The organism is Endozoicomonas sp. 8E (assembly GCF_032883915.1).
Taxonomy (GTDB): Bacteria; Pseudomonadota; Gammaproteobacteria; order Pseudomonadales; family Endozoicomonadaceae; genus Endozoicomonas_A.
This window is the reverse complement of sequence record NZ_CP120717.1, coordinates 2,228,042-2,251,434: the sequence shown is the minus strand read 5'-3', so window position 1 is coordinate 2,251,434 and position 23,393 is coordinate 2,228,042. Positions and strand designations below refer to the sequence as shown.

General features: G+C 48.2%; 6 protein-coding genes. 5 read left to right on the top strand and 1 reads right to left on the bottom strand.

Annotated features, from left to right (window positions below):
• Positions 1–5: 5 nt before the first annotated feature.
• Entirely contained in the window at positions 6–6,272 is a 6,267-nt protein-coding gene (locus P6910_RS08010) for a hypothetical protein (protein WP_317145745.1), read from the top strand.
• A gap of 85 nt (positions 6,273–6,357) precedes the next feature.
• Here P6910_RS08010 and P6910_RS08005 read toward each other — a convergent pair whose 3' ends face one another.
• Positions 6,358–6,585, bottom strand: coding sequence for a hypothetical protein (locus tag P6910_RS08005; protein ID WP_317145744.1), 228 nt, complete (start codon positions 6,583–6,585; stop codon positions 6,358–6,360).
• 193 nt (positions 6,586–6,778) lie between these two features.
• On the opposite strand from P6910_RS08005, the gene P6910_RS08000 reads away from it, so the two are divergent.
• The 4 genes from P6910_RS08000 to P6910_RS07985 all read left to right on the top strand — a co-directional run bounded on the left by P6910_RS08000 (position 6,779) and on the right by P6910_RS07985 (position 23,367).
• Entirely contained in the window at positions 6,779–11,983 is a 5,205-nt protein-coding gene (locus tag P6910_RS08000; protein ID WP_317145743.1) for a hypothetical protein, read from the top strand.
• Between the two features lie 28 nt (positions 11,984–12,011).
• Complete coding sequence (locus P6910_RS07995; protein WP_317145742.1) at positions 12,012–18,026, top strand: hypothetical protein; 6,015 nt, start codon at positions 12,012–12,014, stop codon at positions 18,024–18,026.
• A complete protein-coding gene (locus tag P6910_RS07990) occupies positions 18,004–18,228 on the top strand; it encodes a hypothetical protein (protein WP_317145741.1) in 225 nt (74 codons plus the stop codon). The genes P6910_RS07995 and P6910_RS07990 overlap by 23 nt, the downstream gene beginning before the upstream one ends.
• A gap of 105 nt (positions 18,229–18,333) precedes the next feature.
• The gene (locus P6910_RS07985; protein ID WP_317145740.1) at positions 18,334–23,367 is read left to right on the top strand and encodes a hypothetical protein; all 5,034 of its coding nucleotides are present in this window, start codon (positions 18,334–18,336) and stop codon (positions 23,365–23,367) included.
• Positions 23,368–23,393: the final 26 nt, after the last annotated feature.

The window sequence follows — 23,393 nt, the reverse complement described above, 5'->3', positions numbered from 1 at the left end:
TCAGGATGACAAATGCCCGCCCCCGTGCGTTAACCCTTGCAGTGGCCATTGCCATCAGCTCTTCCATCATGGCAACACAGGCACTGGCGACACGCAGGCTTCAGACAAAATTTGTCGGTGTTCAGGACGATGGACAAGTGGTGCTTTCCTGGGGTGAGGCCACAGTTAAACCAACTTTAGATAATGACCAGCAGCCAATACCTAAATCCTTTACCACCACTTACCCTGATCGGTCTCATTTCAGTGACGACGATATCTTTCCTACTTTTATAGGCGTTCTTCCTGGCATCAACAAGGGCGTTTCCATTGTTGATCTGTTTGAAACAGATGAGAATAGCGTTGCTCAGAAATACACCAGAACCCTGAAGGTGGGTGATGAGGGCGTCTTCAGGTTCATCCATAACCTTGAAGAAGAAGAACTGGTCATTGAAGTCAGGGCCGGAATGACCGATCGGGATTCAGTTGCCGCTGTGCTTGAGCAAATGGAAGGCTTCGAATCACTGGAACCCTTAACAAAAACTGCCACACCCTACATACTGGACGAAGTGCTCGAAGCTGCCGGAAACAGAGCAGGAAAACTCGGCACAAGTGATCACTATGTTGCCCTTGCCACCATTGAAGTGGACAAGGTTGCAGTGAATGGGCGTACCTTCATGCGTCTTGTCGCTGCAGGCGACCCCCCCCCTGACCTGCAGCGTCTGGGTCAGTCAGTCTTTATCAATGATGATGTTCTCCTGGCAGCAGCCACCTCTGCCTATTTTCAGGTTCATGTCCTGGAACGGGATTTACAACAGCAGGCTCTTAATGAACTGTTAGCACACAGCAAACCGGTCGGATATGTTGTGCACGTCGAAGATGACACACGGGCTTACCCTGTGCCTGCGGACTATCCAAAGCTGGAAGTAACAGAAGCACCGGGGGAGGTTATTGTGTTCAAGAGTCAGGTACAGTATCCGACCAATGTCGCTTTTATAGAAATCCTCCTTAAATTCTGGCGAGAAGCTGATGGTAAAAACCTACCTGATGCAGTAAAAACACAGGTTAAAAGCTATGAAACCAGATTCTACCAGTACATCATTCGGAGCAGGCAGATGGCACTGCTGGAAGAGATCGCTGCAAAACACGAACATCACGATGGTGAATTTAGCAGCCATCCAATGGCGACACTTGCATACTATGAATATCTCCAGCAGGCATTGACCAGTGCTACTCCCGATGATGCCTCTCAATTTGAATTCGCATTAGGACACATCACAGCAGCTTCGTCTCTCATCACGCCATCCTGGTTACATTTTCAACTCAAAAAACACTTCGGCTTCAAGCCCGTACTTAGAAATCTTCTGACTAATCATCGCTTTTTTTGGGCGTTAATACCTGTTGTCGACGTGATCAACAAAGAGCAGCTCAATGCTTGTGGGGACGACGAACCCTTTGCTACCAAAATCATTAGCGACATAGCCAGACAGCTGCCTGAAATGTACAACAGAATGGAGGAGCTACATATAAAAGAAGCCAAAATCCTGGAGATCAACAATGAGCTGCAGAACGTAGTGGATACGAAAGTTACTGGGGTAAAGGAATCATTCGAAGCACTGGAAATCAGGCAACGAATCAATGGTGAGCTTGCAAAGCTCCGTGACAAACTGGAATCTCTGGAAAACCAGGAAAAGAGACTTCGACAGGAAAGTAAACGACTCCCGGCCCTGGAACAACAATTTCATAATGCCAGAAATGTTTACAATTCTGAAAGAGCAGCAAGGCTTGGCATAGTTGACTGGGATGATACCCTGCCACAAGAAGAACAAGCCGGACGCATCATAGAAAGAATCAGTGAAATCTTCACAGCAATTATCGCAACAGAACCGCGTCAGCAAGAAACTGTAAGAACCAATCTGGCCACTATTGAACGTCAACCCGGTATTATTCCAGACAATGAAAACAATCCAGACGCCCGCTCTCAATCCCTTCCGCAGCACCTGAAGCAGCAAGCAGCTGAGGTCGAGCAGGAATATTTTCGGCAACCGGGCATCAGAACAGAAGCTGAAAAAATAGCAGCAAGCAAAGCTCGCTTTGCAACCATTGCCGGACATTTAAACATTCAGGATTTTGATAGCAGTGCAGATATTGACGTTCAGCAAGAACGCCTGATTGAAAAAATCGAGACAATGGCTGCGCAACAAAAAATCCTGCTGCAAACAGTTGAGATATTGAATGATCAAAAGAATATAGAGAATTCTTACACCAAGGCCAGAAAAGCTGCTCTGGCAGCCGTTTCTGGTATTGAGCTGAGTGAAGACAGCACACCAGAAGCCCGCAAGACGCTGGAATCAACGGTAAATTTCCAGCTCTACCGGCTTGCAGCGCTGGAAGAAGAACTGAAAGACGTCAGAACCCCGGGCCACCCCAGAGCCAGGCATGAAGTACTTGAGACACTGAAATCCGTGGAAAATCTCCTTAAGATGAATGACGTTGATGAAAACGATGGTGAGTACCTCCGTCGTGATGCCGTTTCTGAGGAAATTCGGACATACATTGCAGAAACCAGCCAGAGGGCAGAGCAACAAGCGCTGGTTGTACTGAAAACCACAGAAGAAATACTCAAGATTCATGTCAATGAAGCTGATGACAAAGCAGCCCGACTTGACCGGATTTGTACAAAACTTGACAGCAATGATGTCTCAGAAGCCACGCTGAATACAATAGAACAAACCTTCTGCAAAGAAGACATCACACCTGTCGGCCAAAGGGATATGCAACGCGAGAAGCTTCTTCGGCGTCTTACTTTTCACGTCAAAGAGCCGGACAGGCGAGCCAGAAGACAACAGAAACAGCTGCTTATAGCAATAGAAGATAAACTGCAGGTCGACTCCGTTGTAAAAAATGAGGCTATAGAAAAGGGTAAAGCCTTCCTTGCCAGGCTGGCCAATGATCTGGGGGTGAAATATGAAAACGATGCTCACATGACTTACAACAAGTATCAAATTAGCGAAAAAATTATGGCATTAATGGACGAAGTTGACGAAGCCTATGTCCATGGGGATGTCAGAAGAGACAGAAACAATGAAATTGCTCATCAACTCAACATTGACGACTATAAAGATGACGCCACCATAGAAGACCAAAACATTCTAATTAGTAAAAAACTGCAACAGCTGGATCAAAAAATATACCAGGCAGGTTTTGCTGACGTTAATGAGCATATCACCGCCATTGAGAATGAGCTTGACAGGCAAATCGCCCGACTGGGACCAAAACCCCGATACGTTCTTGATCGTGAGGTAATCAGAGCCAGGCAAGCAGTAGAAAAAGCTAAAAGTGAGCTGAGGTCTGCTTATCAAAAACTGATTACTATTCGTGTCACATATTTTTTTCTTGGCTTGAACCCTGCTGTCCGCCAGGAAATCTCGGATGAAGGCAAAGAAGCTCTCGATCAGGCAATAAAACAACTTCAGGTCGAGTATGGTCAGACTGCAAGTGATGAGCAAACCCTTCAAGAGCGAGCAGAGGACTTCAAGGATTTCCTGTTAGAGCGAACAAAAACCATGGAACAGACCCTGCGAAGTTTCACAGGAAGTCGAGATGAAATCGCTCAGAAGATGAGAGCCAGAATAGATGACACTCAGACAACAGATGACGTCATTTCGCTGAAACAAGCTTACTCCTTTATGGATACTGATGGCAATTCAGGCAGGATTATTCGGAAAGCAATCGATGAAATCGATGAGGCATTGGATGAACAGACTTTAATCAGGAAAAAATACGCTGATGTCACAGTATTCCTGAATGAGCACGACAGGAAAAGTATGGAATTGACCAATGCCCGGCTTGAAGAGAGGAATGCGCAGGAGGGTCTGGTTGCTAAAAAACATGAGATTATCCATTCTGGAGACACGGATCCAGATTCAGCCCTGAAGCAGAAAAGTGAAGCTGTATCAAAAGCAGAAGTCGCTCTGACGAATTATCATAAAGCAGCTCTTGAAGCCGTCGAAGAAAACGTGGGTCTTAAACCAGACGCTACTTGTCCCCTGGAACAACGGATAGATGCCCTGAGAAACAGACAGTTACAACTGGGCAGTGAAAACGTTATCAGCGGCAAGGTCCGGCAACTGATTCAGAAAAAGGTCTCCCTGGATGATGAAATTAAAACCAGGAGAGCAGACATTGTGAGAATGATGGCTGTCCTGGAGGCTGCCGGGAAAGCCGTGGAAAATGATGGCGGTCCCTTCCAGTATACGCCGAAGCAGGCAAAAGTTCTGGACGCTATCCACACATTCACACGGCAACACCCTCTCAAACAACAAGCTCTGCAAGCCGCGATGGGTCTGGCAGAATTTGCAGTGATAAGCGGTAAGACAATACCCTATCTTCCGATTTTCAATTTTGACGATGAATTGGCGTCCATTCACTTGCAGACAGTGGTCGGAGACATACTGACGTTTAAACAGGCCAGTCGGATTGTGGAAGTCTTCAAGGCCCTGAAAAGGTATTTCCCGCCCTCCCCTTCCGAGTCTGCAGAAGATCAGCCTGTGAATATTCTGGAAGCAGTCCAGCATCTGGTGCACAGAGCCAGGCATGAGATAGAAACAGGAGTACCAGAATACGATAACGAAATTTACCGCATTGGCTTGGCAGGCATTCACTATGGCGAGCATGGACCAGAGGACCTGAAAAGCTTCTCGGAATACTTCGCTGCCCAGTCTGCCAGCGGTAACAAGATCATGGCTCTGTTGCGTGAAGGCCTGATCAGCCAGGTTGAACTTGAGAACTACATGAAGGCCATAAGTGGTGCCGATGGTTATCAGACAGTGGATGAATTTGAGCACTTCCTTGGCTACAAGCACGGCGTTAATGTGCCTCACTTCAAAGATGCCGTCCAGATGCTGTCCGACTCGGCAGCCAGGGAATTCATGCAGAGTGCCTTTACTACTGTGACTGCGACTGGCCCGGCGGCTATGAAAGCGTCGGTTGCCGACATGACAGAGTACGCTGCTGCAGTCATCGCCAACTATGTTCTTGACGATATTGCTTTTGACAATGGCCGCAGGACGGCAGCTTTCCTGACCAATGTTCAGGATACCCTGACACCTTACGCCAATGCTGCCGGACTATCTGAATCAGAACTGATCCGGGCTATTCGTGGCACCTTAATGCAGGCTCATGCCGTAGCGGTTGAGCAGCAAGTCAATGATTACTGGGTCAAACCTTCAGCCTCTCTGGTACAGGCTGTCACTTGGTACTTCTCCAGCTACAGACCGCTACTGGTGGCCCATAACGCCTGGCAGGCTAAACTGCTCGCCCTCTCAAACATGTCGTTCCTCTATCTTCTGGATCTGACCAACAGGGGGGATTACCTGCACAGGATGCTGACACCTTTCCAGCACTGGTTGGAACACTACGGTATTGATCTTGATCGAGCCCTCCAATATTCCGAACACAATGAAATTGAACAAGTCTCAGAAGTCGTTGGGCTGGCAATGCCATTGGGCAAGGCCGCTTCCTCAGTCATTCTGCTGAGAACCGGCTCCATGTTGTTTGCCAGACAGCACAACGCCAACCCCCGGATGTATCGCAGCATTTCCCGTCTGGTCCCCCAAATTGTGAAATCCATGGGTTCTAGACAAGGGGTTCAGGTGCCACTACTGAACAGGGTGACACCACAAAAAGTGAAAGCCCTGGCCTCTGCCACAGCCGGTCTGGTGCTGGGTCCGGTAGCCACTGTCGGAGCATACGCTCATGGTCTTATATCCGGATTTACCTTCGCCCAAACCTTGGGATTCGCTCTGGCATCGAGTCTCACTTTCGACTTTTTTATGAACGACAACAAGATGCTCACTCAATGGTTGGGTGGACCTCTTGGACGTAGTCTTGACAAAATTAATCGCTGGCGGGACCTGGGTGAAACGGAGGATGAGTATTTGCAACGTACCGCTATTGCATCACCTCAACGCTTCAGTGAGACCGATGAAGAATATGCAAGCCGTGTTAAAGCAAACAACAGGATGTATGGTTGGACCCGGCACGAAAATTATCTGCAGTTCCGTGAACGCCGAGATCGCACCATGAAACTGTTTGAGAATGGCTGGGAGAAATACTTCAGGGAAAATGTGCCTAAATGGTCCTTCTCCCACGCAGAAAGTATTCCTTACTCCTACACTCTGGGTGCCTACTTTGAGTCAGGGGCTGCAGCGCCTGAGTCCCCTCCCACAGCTAAGAAAGCAGCACTGGCTGATCACGAGTTTGATAAAGATAAAAATACCCGCGACGAACTTTGATAACAGAAACCAGTGGATAATCCCTTAATGGCCATACAAAAGAAACCGGTACAAAGCTATAGATACTGGTTTCTCTCTCATCAAACTATTGATTAAACCCTGTCAGAGGCTGTCGCAAAACTCCAACAACTCGTTCCCATGCTCTGAGGTCGTCATTCCCGCGAAGGCGGGAATCCAGGGCCAACGGTGGATCTCTGCCTTCTCGGGGATGACAAGGCCAGGGGGGCACCGGGCAGTAGGGTTCTGGTGGTGAGTCAGTGTGGATTCCCGCCTTCGCGGGAATGACGAGAATGAAGAGAGAGTTTTGCGACACCCTCGCTCTTGCCTCTGTAAACTGAATTCACTCAACAACTTACCGACTTTGCCACTGTGAACCAGATTCTCTCAACGGCTTATCGAAACAGCCATCAGCGACTGACAGCTATGAGCGATTAGAAGTCGCTTTCTCGTCTGGTGTGGTAATCGCTTTTCACGCTCATCAAGGTGGTCAGCTCTGAGGTAGTAGCATGACAAATACTCTCCCCAATGCATTAAGACTGGCAGTGGCCGTTGCCATCAGCTCTTCCATCGTTGTTACAGACGCACGGGCCGGGCGCAGTCTGCAGACACAATCTGTCGATATTTCGAACAATGGATACATGGTGTTTACCCAGAGTCTGGTCAAGGTTCAGCCAACTTTGGGGGATGATCAGCAGCCAATACCCAAATCTTTTACCACCACCTACCCTGACCAGAATCCAGTCAGAGAGGGTTACAAGGTTCCTTCAGATGACTTTACAGACGTTTTTTCCAGCGTCAGTACTCTTGTCTCCATTGTTGATCTGTTTGAAACAGGCGAGAATGACATTGCTCAAAAATACACCAAAGTACTGAAGGTGGGCGATGAAGCAGTCTTCAAGTTCACCCATAGCCTTGAAGAAAAGGAACTGGTCATTGAAGTCAGGGGCGGAATGACCGATCAGGATACCGTTGACGCTCTTCGTGATCAATTGGCTTGCACCTCATCATTAGAACCGTCAACGAAATTAGCCAGACCCGAACAACTTTATATAGTGCTGGAAGGTGTCAATGACAGAGCAGGAAACCTGGGCACAAGCGATCACTATGTTGCCCTTGCCAGCATTAAAGTAGAACAAGTTGAAGTGAATGGACGTACATTCATGCTTCTTATCTCAGGGGGTGATCAGCCACCTGAACTGAAGCGTCTGGGTCAATCGCTCTTTGTCAATGATGAAGCTCTCCTCGTTGCAGCCACTTCTGCCTATATCCAGGTTCATGTTCTGAAAGAGGAATTACAACAGGAGGCTCTTAATAATCTGATGGCACACAGCAAACCCGTCGGATATGTTGTACACGTCGAGGATAACCGAGAGCTTTATCCTGTGCCAGCGGGTTATCCAAAGCTGGAAGCAGCACAAGCTCGGGAAGAAATCATTCTTTTTCGTGGTCAGAAGCAGAATCCAGCCGATGTCGCTTTTGTAGAAAACCTCTACAAGCTTCTGAAAGAAGCTGGGGCTAAAGACCCTACTCACAGAGTATCAACAAAGGTTAAAAAATATGCCGTCAAAAGCTACCGGCATATTATTCGAAGCAGGCAGATGACACTGCTGGAGGAGTTAGCTGCACAGCAAGATGCTGAATTCAGCAAAGAAAAACTGATGTCGCTTGCATACTATGAATCTCTCCAGCAGGCATTAACCAGTGCTACACCACGTAGCGCATATGAATTTGAATTTACTTCAGGACACTTCAAACTGACTTCGTCGGTCGTCACGTCAACCTGGATGCATCATCAATTCGTAAAATACTTCGGCTTCAAACGCACACTTAAAAATCTTCTGACTGACCAGCGATTTATTCAGAATATGGAGAAAGTGATACCCGTTATCAGCGATATCGACACAGTGCAGGCCGATGCTATTGAGGACAAAAAATTTGCTTCCAAAGTCATGGAAGACATGTCCACGCGACTGTTTGTGACCTATAAGAACATCGATGAGCTGCAGCAAAAAGAAGGCGAATTGGCTGATATTCTAAACCATTTAGAGAACATAGTTGAGATAGACACTGTTTTAAAAAGGGAAAAACTCAGGGCACTTAAACTCAAGCAAAAAGATGACGATACTGACGTTCAGCAAGAACACCTGCTTGATAAAATCAAGACAATGACTGCTCAACAAAAAAACCTGCATCAGAAAGTTGAGGCATTGAATGAACGACAGAGTTTAGAAAAGACTTACGCTCAGGCCAGAAAAGCTGCTCTGGCAGAGATTCCTGATATTGAGCTGAGCACACCAGAAAACCGCTACCCTCTGAAATCAAAGGTAAATCTCAAGCTCTACAGGCATTCAAAACCGAAACAAAAACACAAAGGCTTCAGAATCCCCAAAGCCAGACCTGAAGTACTTGAGACACTGACAGCCTTAGAAAAAGCTCTTGAGATGAGAGACATTGATAAAAACGACGGTGTGTACCTTCGTCGCGAAGACATTTCTGAAAACATGCAGGAATTCATCACAGAAGCCAGAGAGCGGGCAGAGGAACAGGCTCTGGAAATACTGGAAGCCCTGGAACAGGTATTCAACATCAAAATCAATGGAGGTGATGACAAAGCAGCAAGACTTGCCAGGGTTCGTTCAAGACTGGATGGCAAGGATATTTCAGAGTTCATGCTGGATAAGATATATAAGATTGTCTGGCAAGAAGACAGCAGACTTCTGCGCATGAAGGACATCGACCTCGAGAGCTTTGATACAGATATTACCCTTTATTATCCGAAAAAAGGGGGACCAGAATGGCTCAATACACTTCGCAGGCGTCTTACCTATAAAGTCGAAGAGGTCGATGAGCGAGCCAGTGAAATACAGACAAAGTACCTTGCAGCTATAGAGAACAGTCTAAAGATCTACCTTCATGAAAACGTTGCAGCTGAACAGAGAAGCATGGCTTTCACTGCCAGGTTGGCCAGAGAGCTGCAGTTAGAGTTTGAAAACCATGCCAACCTGCCTGACCGGAAGATTGCTCTGAGAGTCAAAATCAGTGAGTTATTGGATGAAATGTACGACGACTTTGACGGTGAAGCTGACAGAAGAGTCTGGAACAATGAAATCGCCCATCAACTCAGCATTAAAGACTATAGAGATGATGCCGCTATCGACGACCAGGTCCGTCAGATTGATACAAAACTGCAACAGCTGGATGAAGAAGTTTTCAGTGCCGGTGAGCCTGACGTTAATGAGCGTATCGTAGCCATTGAGCATCAGCTTGACAGGAAAATGGCCCGTCTGGGACCTGAACCCCGATACGTTCTTGACCTTAAGGTAGCCAGAGCCAGGCAAGCATTACAAGGAGCTGAAAATAAGCTGGAGAAGGCTTATCAGGAACTGGATGCTATTCATTTCAAACACATTGTATATGCCAAGACCTTTGCTTACCTCAAATGTATCCCGGATGAAGCAGTTATCAACATCATTGAAGCAGCCGTGGGTGTTAAACCGGAGTCTGCTGATACCAATGAACGATGGGTTAAGGCCCTGAGAAACCAACAGTTACAACTGGGCGGTAATGATGGTAATGGCGGCAAGATCCAGCAACTGATTCAGGAACACGCCCTTCTGGAAGCTGAGATTGAAACCAGAGAGGCAAATATTGAGAGAATGAAGGATGCCCTGAAGGCTGCCGAGAAAGCCGTCGAAAATGATGACGGTCCCTTCCAGTACACGCCGAGACAGGCCAACGTTCTGGAAGCTATCCACAAATTCACGCAGCAACACCCTCTTAAACGGCAGGCTCTGCAAACTGCAATGGGTCTGGCAGAATCAGCAGTAACAAGCGGTAAGACAATGCCCTGTCTTACAACCTTCAATTTTGACGATGAATATGCGCCAATTCACTTGCAGGCACTGACCGGAGACAAACTGACGTTTAAACAGACCAGTCGGATTGTGGAGGTTTTCAAGCATTTGAAGACGACCTTCCCGGAATCCTCTTTCGAGCCTCTGGAAGAGGTCCAGACTCTGGTGCACAGGGCCAGGCATGAGATGAATAAAGGGGCACAACAATACAACGACGAAATTTACGACATAGGCTCAGCAGGCATACACCACGCCGAGCATGGACCAGAAGACCTGAAAAGCTTCTCGGAATACTTCGCTGGCCATTCTGCCAGCGGTAACAAGATCATAGCTCTGCTGCGTGAAGGTCTGATCAGTCAGGATGAACTTGAGAACTGCATGCAGGCCATCAGAGGTGCCGATGGTTATCAGACAGTGGATGAATTTGAACACTTCCTTGGCTACAAACACGGCGTCAATGTGCCTCACTTCAAAGCCGCCGTCCAGATGCTGTCCGACAACGGCGCTGAGGAATTCATACAGAGTGCCTTTACTCCTGTGACGGCGACTGGCCCGGCGGGTATGAAGGAGTCTGTTGCTGGCATGAAAGAGTACGCTGCTGCAGTCATCGGCAACTATGTTCTTGACGATATTGCTTTTGACAATGGCCGCAGGACGGCAGCTTTCCTGACCCATGTTCAGGATACCCTGACACCTTACGCCAATGCTGCCGGAATATCTGAATCAGAACTGATCCAGGCTATCCATAGCACCTTGATACAGGCTCATGCCGCAGCGCTTGAGCAGCAACTCAATGATTACTGGGTCAAACCTTCAGCCTCTCTGGTACAGGCTGTCACCTGGTACTTCTCCAGCTACAAACCGCTACTGGTGGCCCATAACGCCTGGCAGGCTAGCGCGCTGTCCCTCTCGAACATGTTGTTCCTCTATCTTCTGGACCTGACCTACAGAGGTGATTACCCCCACAGGATGCTGACACCTTTCCAGCACTGGCTGGAACGCTATGGTGTTGATCTTGACCGAACCCTCCAATATGCCGAACACAATGCCATTGAACAAGTCTCAGAAGTCGTTGGGCTGGCAATGCCATTGGGCAAGGCCGCTTCCTCAGTCATTCTGCTGAGAACCGGCTCCATGTTGTTTGCCAGACAGCACAACGCCAACCCCCGGATGTATCGCAGCATTTCCCGTCTGGTCCCCGAAATGGTGAAATCCATGGGTTCTGGACAAGGGGTTCAGGTGCCGCTGCTGAATAGGGTGACACCACTAAAAGTGAAAACCCTGGCCTCTGCCACAGCCGGTCTGGTGCTGGGTCCGGTAGCCACTGTCGGAGCATACGTTCACGGTCTGGTATCCGGATTTACCTATGCCCAAACCTTCGGATTCGCCCTGGCGTCGAGTCTCACTTTCGACTTTTTTATGAACAACAACAAGATGCTCACTCAATGGCTGGGTGGTCCCCTGGGCCGAAGTCTTGACAGGATTAATCGCTGGCGAGGCGTCGGTGAAACGCAGGATGAATATGTGAAACGTACGGCCATTGCTTCACCCCAGCGCTATAGTGAAACCGATGAAGAGTACGCAAACCGCATTCAGGCAAATAACACCCTGTATGGCTGGACTCGACACGAAAACTACCTGCAGTTCCGTGAACGCCGTGATCGCACCATGAAACTGTTCGAGAATGGCTGGGAGAAATACCTCAGGGAAAATGTGCCTAAATGGTCATTTTCCCACGCAGAAAGTATTCCTTACTCCTACACTCTGGGTGCCTTCTATGAGCAGCAACGGGGCGATGATCAGAAAGCTCAAGATCATGACAAGAGAAATGCGCCTCAATCAAGCTTTTCACGGTAATAAGAGCACCCAACTCTGAGGCAGAAGAATGACAAATGCCCGTCCCAGTCCATTAAGACTTGCAGTGGCAATTGTAATCAGCTCTTCCATTACGGCTACACAGGCACTGGCCGATCGCAGGCTGCAAGTCAGGTCTGTCGATATTCAGGGCAGTGGACATGTGGAATTTACCCAGAGTGAGATCATAGTTAAGCCAACTTTGGGAAATGACCAGCAGCCAATACCCAAATCCTTTACCACCACCTACCCTGATCTGATTCAGGCAAGAGCAGGCTATAAGGTTCCTTCTGAAGGTTTCACGGATGTGCTTTCTGGCATTGAAGGTGGCGTTTCCAGTGTTGACGAGTTTGAAACAGACGAGAATTACGCTGCTCAGAAGTACACCAAAGTCCTGAAGGTTGGCAATGAGGGGGTATTCAGGTTCAGCCATAACCTTGAAGACAACAAACTGATCATTGAAGTCAGAAACGGAATGACTCTTCTGGATTCAATTGCGGCTGTTCGTGCGCACTCAGGTGATATCCGACCATTAGAACCGTTAACAAAAATCGCCAGCCCACAACAACTGGCCGGATTACTCAGTGGCGCGAATGAAAGAGCAGGTAACCTTGGCGAAGTTGATCATTATGTTGCCCTTGCCAGCATTGAAGTAGGTGGCGTGGAAGTGAACGGGCGCACCTTCATGCGTCTTATCGCAGCGGGCGATGAGCCTCCCGGGTTGCAGCGCTTGGGTCAATCGCTCTTTGTCAATGATGAAGCGCTTTTCGCGGCAGCCACCTCTGCTTATACCCAGGTTCATGTTCTGGGGAAAGATTTACAACAGGAAGCCCTGAATGATCTGTTTTCATATCATCAACCCGTCGGCTATGTTGTCAACGTTGAGGATGACACACAGGTTTATCCGGTGCCTGCTGGTTATCCAAAACTGGAAGTGACTGAGGCTCCGGGTGAGATTATTGTTTTCCATGGTCAGAAATATAATCCGGCCGATATCGCTTTTGTGGATGGCCTTTACGATACCTGGGCGAAAGGATTTGCCTGCACCCCCCCCTCTGAAACAGCAGCACAGGTTAAAAAAGACAAGGTCAAAAGCTACCGGTACACCATTCGAAGCAGGCAGATGGCACTGCTTGAAGAGTTAGCTGCAGAGTGCAATGCTAAACCTGATCAAGATGGACAAACGACGCTTCCATACGAAGATGAACTGAGGACGCTGTCATACTATGAATATCTCCAGCAGGCATTGACCAGTGCTACTTCAGATGGAGTGGATGAATTTGAACTCACAATAGGACACATCGAGGCCACTTCGTCGGTCGTCACGCCAACCTGGATGCATAATCAACTCGAAAAACACTTCAGCTTCAAACCTGCACTTAGAAATCTTCTTACCAACCCGTTATTTATTCAGAATATTCTGAAAGTGATACCGGATGACAGTTATATCGATCAGGCACAGGCTGACACTCCCGGGGACGTGGAAAAGTTTACTTCCAAAGTCATGAGAGATATTTCCAGACAGCTGATTGAAGTGGAAAGCCAACTGGAGGCCCGGCAGACAAAAGAAAGAGAAATGATCCAGCTTAGAGACCACTTAAAACACGCCATGGGGAAAGCCTCTGCCACCGAAAAGGAAAAACCCATAGTAATTGTGCTCAATCAGGGAATTGAGAATGGGCTTGCAAAGACCCGTAAAGCAACGGGAGAACTGCAAAACCAGTTAAAGAAACTTCAGCAGGAAATCAAACAAACTCCAAAGCTGGAACAACAACTTCGTGATGCCAGAGAAGAGGCCAGAAAAGCTTACAACACCCAACGGGCAGCAGAACTGGGTATTAATGACTGGGATGATACCCAACCACTCGAAGAACAAGCCAGATGCATCGGAAAAAGAATTGATCAAATCCATCAGACGGCGGTCGCAGCAGTTACTGGAAAAGGACCGTTTTATGAAGAGGCCGTAGAAGTAACATTGGCAGCCATTGAAGGCCGTTTTGGTAGAGTCCTGGGCGATGAAAACGATCGGAGAGCCATCTTTCCGTACATTCAACGACATCTGCAACAGAATACAGACCCCATCGATGAAGAGATTCGACTGGCTGAAATTGAAGAAGAGTTCGGTCTGACTCCGAAAAACGAAAAAGACCTGGAAGCCCGTCACCAGGAAATTCTGCAGTACCTTAACAGGAAGGCGATTGAGTTCATTCAACAACCTGATTGGAAGCGACAAGAGCAAGAAGAACAGAAAAACCCGTTACAAAAGCTTCAGCAGATGGCCGATCGAATGACAGGGCCGAAACTTAACAGGAAGGCGATTGAGTTCATTCAACAACCTGATCGGAATCGACAAGAGCAGGAAGAACAGAAAAACCCGTTACAAAAGCTTCAGCAGATAACCGATCGAATGACAGGGCCGAAACTTAACAGGAAGGCGATTGAGTTCATTCAACAACCTGATCGGAATCGACAAGAGCAGGAAGAACAGAAAAACCCGTTACAAAAGCTTCAGCAGATAACCGATCGAATGACAGGGCCGAAACAACAAACTCATGATGCCAGAGCTGATACCACAAGAGTTCTCAATGCTCAAACAGCAAAGGACCCCGGCATTGATGATCGGGATAGTACCCGGCCACCAGAAAAAAAAGCCAGGCTTATCAACCAGAAAACTCATGAAATCAAGCAACCGGTCAGCGCAACATCAATTGCTCCAACACCGGTTAGCACTACGCTGGTTAGCACAACAACGGTTGCCGCAACATCGGTTGCCGCAACAGCACACTCTCAAGACACCACACTGGACAAGCGCGACATCCTGGAGTCGACAATAAGAGACAAGCTCTCCAGGATTAAAGAGCTGGAAGAAGAACTGGTAGACATCAGAACACCAGGCCACCCCAAAGCCATGCCTGAAGTACTCAAGACATTGAGTGCCGTAGAAGAAGCCATGGAGATATATGACCCCAATCAAAACGACGATGTGTATCTCCGTCGCCACTATATTTCAGAAGAAATGCAGGAATTCATCACAAAATCAAGAGAGTGGGCAGAGGAAAAAGCCGAGGACCTGCTGGAAGCCATAGAAGAAGTATTTAACATCGAAATCGATGAAGATGACGACAATGCAGCAAGACTTGCCAGGGTTCGTGCAAGGCTCAATGACGATAATATCCAGGAGTACATACGGGATAAGCTACAAAATATCTGGCAGACAGACCACCTGCGTGTGGCCTTTGAGCTTGTGTACTTCAAAGAGGATCCCGAACCTGAAAGCCCTGATGCCCATATTACCTTTTCTCGTGGGAAAGAAAGGCGGCCAAAATGGCTTGATATGCTTCGCAGGTGTCTTACCTATAAAGTCGAAGAGGTCGATAAGCGAGCCATAGAAGGATATGGCGATTTTCCTGATCTTACCCATGCAGAACACAAACTGAAAATCTGCTCTGATCAAAACGTTGCAGCTAAAGAAAGAGGTCTGGCATTGACTGCAAATCTGGCCAGAGACCTGGAGGTAACCTTTGCAGAAAACCATGTCAGCCTGCTGCGTCGCCAGAAGTCTGTTCTGAGAGCAAAAATCCGTGAATTACTGAATGAAGTTTACAAAGACTATGATGATGAAGTTGCCAAAAGAGCCTGGAACAATGAAATGGCTCATCAACTCAACATTAAAGACTATGAAGATGATGCCACTATCGACCACCAGACCGATCTGATTGATGAAAAACTCCGACAGTTGGATGTTGAAGTTTTTAAGGCCGGTGAGCCTGACGTTTATGAGCGTGTGGCAGTCATTGAGAATGAGCTTGACAGGCAAATGGACCGCCTGGGACCTAAGCCCCGATATGTTCTTGATCGTGAGGTGGCCAGGGCCAGACAGCAAATACAATGGGCTGAAAGTGTGCTGAAGTTTAAACTGGCTATTCTTCGTCGCGATCAGGAGTTGTTTGCAGGGAGTCGCGCTGACCTTCAGGTTCAGGCCCGTCTGGAAGCTGAGATTGAAACCAGGAAAGCAGACATTGACAGACTGAAGGTAGTCCTGGCGATTGCGGAGAAAACGGTCGAAAGTGACGGTGGCCTCTTCCAGTACACGCCAAAACAGGTAAAAGTTCTGGATGCTATCCACACATTCATGCAGCAGCACCCTCTCAGGAAACAGGCTCTGGAAGTCGCAATGGGCCTGCAAGTATCTGCTGCAAAAAATAATAAGGTAGTGCCCCGCCTCAATTGTTTCGATTTTGACGATGAATTTGCAACCATTCTCTTGCAGGCAAGGGTTGGCAAAGATCTGACGTTTGACCAGGCCAGCCGGATAGTGGAATTCTTCAAGAGCCTGAAGAGGAACTTCCCGGTACACCCCTCAGAGCCTTCAGGAGATCGGCCCGAGAATGTCCTGAAAGAAATTCAGGATCTGGTTGACAGAGCATGGAATGAGATAAAAACAGGGGCCCAACAATACAGCGACCTGATTTGCGGAATAGGCTCAGCAGGTATTCACTCCGTCGAGCATGAACCGGTGGACCTGAAAGGCTTCTCGGAATACTTCGCCAGCCATTCTGCCAGTGGTAACAAGATCATAACTCTGCTGCGTGAAGGTCTGATCAGCAAGGTTGAACTTGAGAGCTATATAAAAGCCGTCAAAAGAATCGACGGTTATCAGACAGTGGATGAATTTAAACACTTTCTTGGCTACAAACATGGCGTCAGGTTACCTGAGTTCGAGGGCGTTGTCCGTATACTGTCCGATGAGGGTGCTGAGGCACTCATGCAGCGTGCCTTTATGCCTGTGACCGTGATGGCAACGGGTCCGGCGGGTATGAAAGAGTCGGTTGCCGGCATGCAAGAGTACGCAGCGGCAGTCATCGCCAACTGCATGCTTGACGATATTGCCTTTGATAACGGCCGCAGGACGACAGCTTTCCTGAGCCATGTTCAGAATACCCTGACACCTTATGCCAATGCTGCCGGCCTGTCTGAATCAGACCTGATCAAGGTGATCCATGGTACATTGATGCAGGCCCATGCCGCCGCGGTTGAGCGGCAGCTAAAGGATTACTGGGTCAAACCATCTGCCTTCCTGGTACAGGCTGTCGCCTGGTACTTCTCCAGCTACAAACCGCTACTGGCGACTCATACCGCCTCACAGGCTAGCACGCTGTCCCTTTCAAACATGTCGTTCCTCTATCTGCTGGACCTGACCTACAGGGGTGATTATCTGCATAGAATGCTCACACCTTTCAAGCACTGGCTGGAAGATTACCGTGTTGATCTTGACCGAAACGGCCAATATGCCTTCCACAATGGCATTGAACAAATCTCTGAAGTGGGCGGACTGGCCATGCCATTGGGTAAAGCCGCGTCCTCAGTCATTCTGCTGAAAACCGGCTCTATGCTGTTTGCCCGACAGCACAATGCCAACCCCCACAGGTATCGCAGTATTTCCCGTCTGGTGTCCGAAATAGTGAAATCCATGGGCTCAGGACAAGGAGTTCAGATTCCGCTGCTGCACAGGATGACTCCACAAAAAGTAAAAACTCTGGCTTCTGCCACCGCCGGCCTGGTGCTGGGCCCGGTAGCCACTGTCGGAGCATACGCTCATGGTCTTCTATCCGGGTTCACCTATGCCCAAACCTTCGGATTCGCCCTGGCGTCGAGTCTTACTTTCGACTTTTTTATGAACGACAACAAGATGCTCACTCAATGGCTGGCTGGGCCTCTTGGACGAAGTCTTGACAAAATTAATCGCTGGCGCGGCCTGGGTGAAACGGATGATGAGTATTTGCAACGTACCGCTATTGCTTCGCCTCAAGGCTTCAGTGAAACCGATGAAGAATATGCAAGCCGTGTTAGAGCAAACAACAGGATGTATGGCTGGACCCGGCGCGAAAATTATCTGCAGTTCCGTGAACGCCGTGATCGCACTATGAAACTGTTTGCGAATGGCTGGGAGAAATACTTCAGGGAAAATGTACCTAAATGGTCGTTCTCCCATACAGAAAGTATTCCTTACTCCTTCACTCTGGGTGTCTTCTTCGAGTCACTCTGAAGTCGTCATTCCCGCGAAGGCGGGAATCCAGGGCCAACAGTTGGTCTCTGCCTTCTCGGGGATGACAAGGCCAGGGGGGCACCGGGCAGTATGGTTTTGGCGGAGAGTCAGTGTGGATTCCCGCCTTCGCGGGAATGACGGGAGTGAAACCGGGAATGACGGGAGTGAAACCGGTACAAGTATGAATCTATTCCTTCCCTGAAAAACCACTCAATTTTACTGATATCCAACTTTGCAACCTTGAACTAAATTCACTCAACAGTTTAACAGAACAGCTATGAGCGTTTGGCAGCTCTGAGGTAGTAGAATGACAAATGTTCGCCCCAATGCATTAAGCCTTGCAGTGGCCGTTGCAATCAGCTCTTCCATCATTACTGCACAGGCCATGGCCGATCGCAGACTGCAAACAAAATCTGTCGATATTCATAGTAATGTACATGTGGAGTTTACCCAGAGCGAGGTCATAGTTCAGCCAACTGTAGATGATGACCGGCAGCCAATACCCAAATCCTTCACAACCACCTACCCTGATCAGACTCAGGCCAGAGCGGGCTACGAGGTTCCTTCTGAGTGCTTCACGGATGTTCTCTCAGGCATTGATGGTGGCGTTTCCAGCGTTGATCAGTTTGAAACAGGCAAGAATGACGCTGCTCAAAAATACACCAAAGTTCTGAAGGTGGGTGATGAGGGGGTCTTCAAATTCATCCATAATCTTGCAGAAAAGAAACTGGTCATTGAAGTCAGAAACGGAATGACCGATCAGGACTCAATTGAGGCTGTTCGAACTCAATCAGGCGACATCCAACCATTAGATCCGTTAACAAAAATCGCCAGCCCCGAACAACTGGTTGCAGTGCTGAAGGGTGCCCATGGAAGAGCAGGAAAGCTTGGCGAAGTTGATAACTATGTCGCCCTTGCCACTCTAGAAGTAGACCAGGTTGAAGTGAATGGGCGTACCTTCATGCGTCTTGTCGCTGCCGGTGATCAGCCTCCCGGGCTGCAGCGCCTGGGTCAATCGCTCTTTATCAATGATGAAGCACTTTTAGCAGCAGCTTCCTCTGCCTATACCCAGGTTCATGTTCTGGGAAAAGAATTACAACAGATAGCTCTGAACGATCTGTTGTCATTTCATAAACCCGTCGGATACGTCGTACACGTTGAGGATGACACACAGGCTTATGCTGTGCCTGAGGATTGTCCAAAACTGGAAGTAACTGAGGCTCAGGGAGAGGTTATTGTTTTCCGTGGTCAGAAGCAGAACCCGGCCGATGTCGCTTTTGTAGAGGTTCTATATGACATCTGGTTGCAATGGTATGGTTGCGAATCCCCCTCTCCTGAAGCAATAACACGAGTTAAAAAAGACAAAGTCAAAAGCTACCGATACATCATTCGAAGCAAGCAGATGGCAATGCTGGAGAGGATAGCCGAACAGAACAATCCTGAACCTGCCAAAGGTAGAAAAACGACACTTACGCTCAAACAGAAGCTGTCAATGCTTTCATACGAACAGCAACTGACGACGCTTTTATACTATGAATATCTTCAGCAGGCGTTGACCGTTGCTATGTCAGATGGAGCAGATGAATTTGACCTCTCAATAGGACAGATTAAAGTCACTTCGTCGGCCTTCACGCCTGCCTTGATGTTTAATCAACTCGAAAAACACTTCAGCTTTAAACCTGCAATTGAAAATCTTCTGAATAACCAGCTCTTTATTCAAGACATTCAGGGCTTGATACCTGCTCACATTCGTATCAACCAAGTGCTGGATGATGCTCCTGAGATCAACAAAAAGCTTGCTTTCAAAGTCGTGAGCGACACTACCAGGCAGATGATTAAGATGGTTGAGATGGAAAACAATCGGAAAGTGCTGCTGTTAAAAGAATACGGTCTCACCCATCTTAGAAGGCAAGTGACGTTTAGAATAGAGAAAACCACTACCAGTGAAAAAGAAAATCTCAAAACATATCAACTCAAACAACGAATTGATGATGAGCTTACGCAGCTTCGTAATGAGCTGCAACAACAGAACAACCTGGTACAGAAACTTCAGCCGGAAGTTGAACGACTTCCAGAACAGGAACAACGAATTCGTTATGCCCTGACAACAGCTCGCAACGCTCAAATGGCAGCAGAGCTTGGTATTGACGACTGGGATGACATCCTGCCATTTAGAGAACAAGACAGACTCATCAAAAATAAAGTGCTTAAAATCAACCAATTGATTACCGCAATATTTGCCGCAACAGGTCAGTCTGATGAAGAAGCTGTCAAAGCAAAACCGGTGGCCACCGAAGGCGAGTGCAGTATTGCTTCGGTCAATAAAAACGCTCTGGGTTACCTTCAGTTCATTCGACAGCTGCTGCAACAGGACATACAAGTAACCGATGAGAAAGTCCCGAAAAGACTGGCTGTCTTTGAAGTTAAGCCCAGCCTGATTTCGAAAAACGAAGATGACCCTGACCTTCCACAGGACAACAAGAAGCTGGAAGATAAGAGTGATCAGCAACCTATTAAACAACAGAGCACCAGAACAAAACTTCAGCAGAAAGTCGAACGAACTCCAGAGCTGGAGCGACAAATTCATGATGCAAGAACAGGCACCACAAAAGTTCGCAACGCTCAACAGGCAGCAGAGCCTGGTATTGATGACTGGGATGATACCCGACTACCCGAAGAACAAACCAGACTCATCAGAAAAAGAACGAATAAAATCAGGCAATTGATACCCGCAACAGGACTGCCTGATGAAGAAGCTGTAAAAGCAAAAACACCGCTCACAGAAGGCAAGCGAGATATGACTTCGGTCAATAAAGATGACCTGGGTATCCTTCAGTCCTTTAAACAATACCTGCAACAAAAGAGAGAACTAACCCACCGGATAATCCATAAGAAGCTGGCTCGCATTGAAGTTCAGCTCGGTCTGGTTCCGGATAGCGAAAAGGACCCGGAAATCCGTTGTCAGGCTGTTCATCAACACATCAGGTTACAAGGCGCTCTGATCGCAAAAGAACTGACAGAACGGAGAAACTGGTTAAAGAGTCTTCAGGAGCAAGTCGATCGAATCCCAATTCTGAAAAAAGTAATTAGTGCCGCCGTAGAAGAAATCAGTCAAGATTACAACTCTCAAATGGCGGCAGAGCTTGGTATTAATAACTGGGATGATACCCAGCCACCAGAAAAACAAGCCAGACTCACCAACCAGAAAATTCATGAAATCAGTCAAACTGTTACTCCAATATCGGTTGCCCCCACATCGGTTGTCCCATCACCGGTTGTCCCATCACCGGTTGTCCCATCACCGATTGTCCCATCACCGGTTGTCCCATCACCGGTTGTCCCATCACCGGTTGTCGCAACACCGGTTGCCCTAACATCGTTTGCTACAACAGGACAGACCAGGGAAGAGGCTTTAAGAGAAAAACTGTCGGCCATTGAAAGCGAGCAGGGTATTACTCCAGACAACGAAAAGGACCCGGAAGTCCGTCGCCAGGCCATTCAGCAATACCTTAACAAGCATGAAGCTCAGACCGCTAAACAGCATCTTCAACAACAAAGCACCAGACAAAATACTGCAAAAGAAGCTGAAATCAAGACCCGCTATACAACCATTGCCGCACATTCAGACATGCAGGATTTTGATACTCAGATAGATTCTTTCACCCATGCCGGAAAAGGCGCACAGTCATACGACGATGAGATCTTCAGTATGGGCTCTGCAGCCATTTATTACATGGAGCATGGATCAGAAGATTTGAAAAGCTTCATGGAATACTTCTCTGCCCGTTCTGCCAGTGGTAACAAGATCATCACTTTGCTCCGTGAAGGTCTGATCAGCAAGGTTGAACTTGAAAACTACATGAAGGCCGCCAGAGGTGTCGGCGGTTACGAGATTGAGCAGGAATTCGAGCACTTCCTTGGCTATAAACACGGCATGAGGGTGGCTGAGTTCAAATCCGTTGTCCGCATGCTGTCAGAAAAAGGTATCGAGGAATTCGTACAGACTGCCTTCACCCCTGTGACCACGACCGGTCCGGCAGCTATGAAAGAGTCTGTTACCGGCATGAAGGAGTACGCAGCTGCGGTCATTGCCAACTACATTCTTGACGATATTGCCTTTGACAATGGCCGCAGAACAGCAGCTTTCCTGACCCATCTTCAGGATACCCTGACACCCTATGCCAATGCGGCCGGAATATCTGAATCAGAACTGATCCAGACTGTCCATGGCACATTGATGCAGGCTCATGCCGCCGCAGTTGAGCAGCAACTCAACGATTACTGGGTCAAGCCTTCAGCCTTCCTGCTACAGGCTGTGACCTGGTACTACTCCAGCTACAAACCGCTACTGGTGACCCATACCACCCTGCAGGCGGCCGAGCGGTCCCTCTCAAACATGTCGTTCCTTTATCTTCTGGATCTGACCAACCGGGGTGATTACCTGCAACGGATACTCACACCTTTCCAGCACTGGTTGCAACGCTACGGTGTTGATCTTGACCGGACCGTTCAATATGCCTGCCACAGCGGGATTGAACAAATCTCTGAAGTGAGCGGACTGGCCATGCCATTGGGCAAGGCCGCATCCTCGGTTATTCTGCTGAAAACCGGCTCCATGTTATTTGCCCGACAGCACAATGCCAATCCTCACAGGTATCGCAGTATTTCCCGCCTGGTGCCGGAAATGGTGAAATCCATGGGCTCAGGACAGGGAGTTCAGATTCCGCTGCTACACAGAGTGACACCACAAAAAGTAAAAACTCTCGCTTCTGCCACCGTCGGCCTGGTGCTGGGTCCGGTAGCCACTGTCGGAGCATACGCCCACGGCCTTGTATCCGGGTTTACCTACGCTCAAACCTTTGGATTCGCGCTGGCGTCGAGCCTCACTTTCGACTTCTTTATGAACGACAACAAGATGCTCAGTCAATGGCTGGGTGGATCTCTGGGCCGCAGCCTTGACAAGATGAATCGCTGGACAGGCATGGGTGAAAGGCAAGATGAATATGTGCAACGTACCGCTATTGCCTCGCCTCAGCGTTTCAATGAAACCGATGCAGCCTATACAAAACGTGTTAAAGCAAGCAACAGGATGCATGGCTGGACGCAGCACGAAAATTACCTGCAGTTTCGTGAACGCCGGGATCGTACCATTAAGATGTTTGCCAATGGCTGGGAGAAATACTTCAGGGAAAATGTGCCTAAATGGTCATTCTCTCACTCAGAAAGCATTCCTTACTCTTACACTCTGGGTGTCTTCTACGAGCGGAAAGCAGCACTGACTGATCACAAGGTTGAGAAGTTCGATCTTGATAAAGACAAGAATACCCGCGACGAACTTTGATATCAGAAACCAGCGGGTGATCCCTT

Excerpts from the sequence above, each read along its gene's own strand:
- P6910_RS07995 (WP_317145742.1), top strand. The coding sequence starts at position 12,012 with ATGACAAATGCCCGTCCCAGTCCATTAAGACTTGCAGTGGCAATTGTA.
- P6910_RS08010 (WP_317145745.1), top strand. The coding sequence starts at position 6 with ATGACAAATGCCCGCCCCCGTGCGTTAACCCTTGCAGTGGCCATTGCC.
- P6910_RS07985 (WP_317145740.1), top strand. The coding sequence starts at position 18,334 with ATGACAAATGTTCGCCCCAATGCATTAAGCCTTGCAGTGGCCGTTGCA.
- P6910_RS08000 (WP_317145743.1), top strand. The coding sequence starts at position 6,779 with ATGACAAATACTCTCCCCAATGCATTAAGACTGGCAGTGGCCGTTGCC.